The following is a 4378-nucleotide window of genomic DNA, read 5'->3' as shown; positions in this document are numbered from 1 at the left end:
CCCTGGGGTACCTAAAATAAAACCAACCTCACAACCACCAGTAACTAATAACTCTGACCCAGCAAGTCCTGGAGTACCTAAGAAAGAGCCAACTCCGCAGCCACCAGTAAGTAATGATCCAGACCCAGCAAGTCCTGGAACAGATTCAAATACTCAAGGGCCACATTTTGGTGAAATAGACCAAGCAAAGCCTGGTAAAATTCCTACACCAAATTCTGGAAGTACAGAAAATCCAACAAATAATAACACTGACCCGGCAAATCCTGTAAATCCTTATAATCCTACAAATAACAATAGTAATCCATATAATCAAGAACAAGGCCAATCGGGTCAAATAACTTCAGCCAAGGAAGAAAAGAAAGAGGATGAGAAGAAAGAGGAAGAAAAGAAAGACCACCCTGATCTAGAAAAGCTTGAATATGAGGATAAGAACCACAACATTAATTACCAAAACCATTCAATTGAAGACGAAAACAACGGTAATTATAAATTTAAAAAAGGCAAGGAATTGACCCCTTCAGAAATTCAAGAAGAATTTAACAAGTATAAGGAAAATGCATCAAATTTTGCCAAGGTCCAAGAGTGGATACCAAAGCTTAAAGAGATGAACCTTTTAGGACTAAAAGAAGGCGAGAAGTCCCAATACTACGAACTAACACTTAAAATTGATGGTGAAAACCACAAATTTTATTCGACCAAGGGTTTTAAACTTCTAGCTCCTAAAGAAAATTATGCTCCACAAACAACTTTAATATGGAATTTGGCAACTAATGAAGTCATTGAGAGGGTTGTTGACTATAGTCAGGCTCCTCAGCTTAAAAATATAATTGGTTCCTTATCAGATGATATAAAAAACTATGAAATAGACCAGTATAATTCTTCGTACAATCCGGATTATCCTAGAAATCCAAACTCAAAACCTATTACAGAACCAAGAGATGGGGCTTACGCAAAAAAGATTATTAATCCAGATGGAAGTGTATCTTACGAATTTTATGACGGAATAAAAAATTTTGAATCCGACGAAGTTTCAAAAGTAATGAAAGAAAATCCTTCTAAGCTTAAAGAAGAACTAGGAGAATCTAATTTTAAAGTTGATTATAGAGCTTATATGGCTGCTATTGTAAATTCATACCTTGCAAAAAATGAACCTTCAATGTCTCATGACCTAAGAAAAAATATCGTAGACTATGTCTATCGCTTTGGTCTAAATTTAAAAAGCGATGAATCTGTAATTTCTAAGAGTGAAAATAATGGTTATGTAGATGTTAGCCCTCTAGGCTATGCAAGTGCAAATCCTGACGGTTCATATAGGTACAAATACCAAGTGAGCTTTAATTCTATAACATCAAATGATGTATATTCTTCAACCCACCTTGATATCTATGCACCAACTATGTCCAAAAATATCAAGTTTACCTTAGATGGAATCCAAGAATATAAGAAAAAAGATGATGGAACTTATTCTTATACTTTTAAGAATGTAAATGTCGCCCTACCAGTTGCAAATACAAAGGATAAAGAAATTCGTGAGCTTATCAACGAAGATGTAGATAAACTCAAAAATATGAAAGAGAAGGATTGGAACAACGAAGACTATAAGCACAAGGAAGCCACATTTACCCTACCATACTTTAACGACTTAAATGGAAGAAGAGAGCTTAAAAATAAAGTTATTGAATTTGATAAGAATGTCTATATGCATGCCGATAAGCCAGAATTAGACGAAGATAAATATAAAAAAGGCTATGATGGCAGCAGAGATTTTAGCTCTTTTAAGCCAGAAGTCCACTACAGACACTTTAGACTAATAAACCCTCAAGCTGGAGGTCCTATCACTTTTACAGTTGAGTTTGACATAGACAAAGAACAAGTTGCTAAGTCTCCAAACATGCCACTTGGAGCTAGACTTCTTAATGGTCTAACTGCCAGCAATCCAAATCTTTTTGACTACAGGAAATTTAGTACTAGTGATATAGATTATTCATCAACAAGACCAGGTTCTCTAATTAACGATACTTATCTTAATTACACTTATTTTGAACCTGATCCTTCTGATACTTCAGAGGCAGCTAATAGGCTAAGAGAAGGAAATAAATACTATAAGACTATTAGAAAAACTGTAAGAGAGATGAAGGGAAAAACCATATCATCAATTTATACTAATCCGGAAATTATTAGAGAAGGTAATTTTGATATCAACGGTTTTTATGGCAACTTTGGTGGTGGACCAAGCGAGTACACGGGAGATAAGAAAAAAATTGGTCTCAAGATAGGTAAGAATTACTACAACTTTGGAGAATATATCGAAGAACAAGTACTAAAGACCTATAAACCAGACCCAGATAAGTCTCTACATATCAATATGAGAACGAGTGGAGCCAGCTCTTTTGATATAGGGGTACAGATAGCAAATGGTTACGGTCGCTATGGGGACTACAGAGCCAATACCAAAATTAATGATGATAAGTTTATTGAAAAATTGATGAACCTTACTGATATAACATACAAAAAGGGAATTAAAAAGTTAGGAAATGATCCGACAGGATTAGGGGTTCCAAAATATAATAAACCCGATGGCACTGCCAACGAAAATGAAATGAGTAAGGATCATATTTATAAGGACTATGTACCAGAAGCTGTGCCAGGAGATGGATATCATGATTTGCTTTCATCTGATAAACACTTTGATCCCAGAGGATTTGGCTTAGATTTAGCTGGGGTAACCAATGTCGATAGTCCACGTGGTGGAGTTGACGTAACCCCGATTGGGCCTGCAAGGAAAAACGACAATGGAACCTGGACCTATGAGTACCAAGTAAGCCTTTCAGGAGTTTATTCATCAGATCATTCTGTATCGGCTGCTGATTATAATATAGTCATGCCAAGGTTTGTTAAGAATGTAAAGTTTACTCTCATAGGCAATTCAGACGGTAGGGATGATTTTGCTAGTAAAAATCCTGAAGGTATGAAAAACTATGAGAATTTCATAAAAGGTAAAGAAAAAGAAGCCATAGATAAGATAAAAGCAGCTCTTAAAGAAGCTGGGGTTACAAAAGAATTAACTACTTATGACGTAATTGATATCCTTAGGTGTCTTAATCCAACTCATGTATATATTAAGAATCAACCTCTAGAAATCGATGAATGGAATCCTTATGATGCAAGGCTAATTAGTGGTATGGAAGAGGTTAAAGCTAGGTACCAAAAGGAAGTCCAACGTATAAAGAAATTACCAGATGAAGCTTTTGAAAATTCTCCAAGTGGGCACAATAGGCAGTATTATTTAGATAAGATACAAAAAATCTATGAAGATACTATGAAGGAAATTCAAGAACAAAAAGATAAAGGTAAAAAATTCCTAAGCGATAATGAAAAGTTTGATTGTATTACACCGGCAGATACTTATGATCTAAAGGATAAATATATAGTTAGTCCTTCAGTAAACTTAAAAGAAGAAGATTACAATGATATCTTAGGAAGATATAGTACTTATATTAAAGGCATACAAGATAAGGAAATTCAAGCCTTAGAAGAGGAGTATAAGGGGGATAAGGCCAACAAAGAATATATAAAAGAATACGATGAAGTACTAAAGAAATACCAAAAAATTTTAAACAAGATTGAACTAACAAAGGATTATTGGATTGGACGTTCTAGGTTGATGAACGAACACAGAATGTTAGACTATAAGGATATTCTGGGGGAACCTGTCAAACCTATAGTTAGTCGAGATTATAAAGTTGAATGGCCATCAATTACAGATAAGGCAGATTTATCTAAACTTCGAATATATACACTCAATGGAAAAAGTAATACAGGTATAATTGGTCTTAGGGTAAGCTTTGATGTGGATGAAGATATAGTTCGTAAGTCTCCATTTATGCCCCTTGATGTAAGAAATGCCTTTAAGTTTTTTGATGAAGAAGGTGCCATTAGTAATTTTAATTATCCAATGGATTTTTTAGCTGAATATAATAGTCTTGCAGATAGGCGGGTAAACAAGAAAACGGGAGAAGAAATTTCTCAAGTTGCACATCGGTATTTAGAAGACAAGGAAAGAGACAATTATTACCGTACTAACTACTATTTTGTAGAACATCCTGAAAAGATAAGGGTGGGTATGTTCGATATTCACGGTTTGCATACAGAGCCAAGTGTGGATGTAACAAGCTATACAGGTAATTGGCAAAGTATAGGTGAGGATATAGGTCCATGGGGAGATAACCTAAGACGAGCAACCTTCGAATTTGACATTTTTTATAATGGACACATTCCACAGGGAGTTACTATTGCCATGGGAAGAAATGAGGACTTTAGGGATATAGCAGTAGTCGGAGCGACTATTAAACCAGAGACACCACCGGAAACACCACCA

The 4378-nt window shown here is 35.2% G+C and carries 1 protein-coding gene; it reads left to right on the top strand.

Going from position 1 to position 4378, the window contains the following annotated elements; all coding sequences use genetic code 11:
• Positions 1 to 4378, top strand: a 4378-nt coding sequence (locus RQ907_RS07825; protein ID WP_311492815.1) for a hypothetical protein, incomplete at both ends; no start/stop codon positions are given.

Source organism: uncultured Anaerococcus sp., assembly GCF_963510575.1.
Taxonomy (GTDB): Bacteria; Bacillota; Clostridia; order Tissierellales; family Peptoniphilaceae; genus Anaerococcus.
This window is presented reverse-complemented; position numbering and strand designations above follow the sequence as displayed.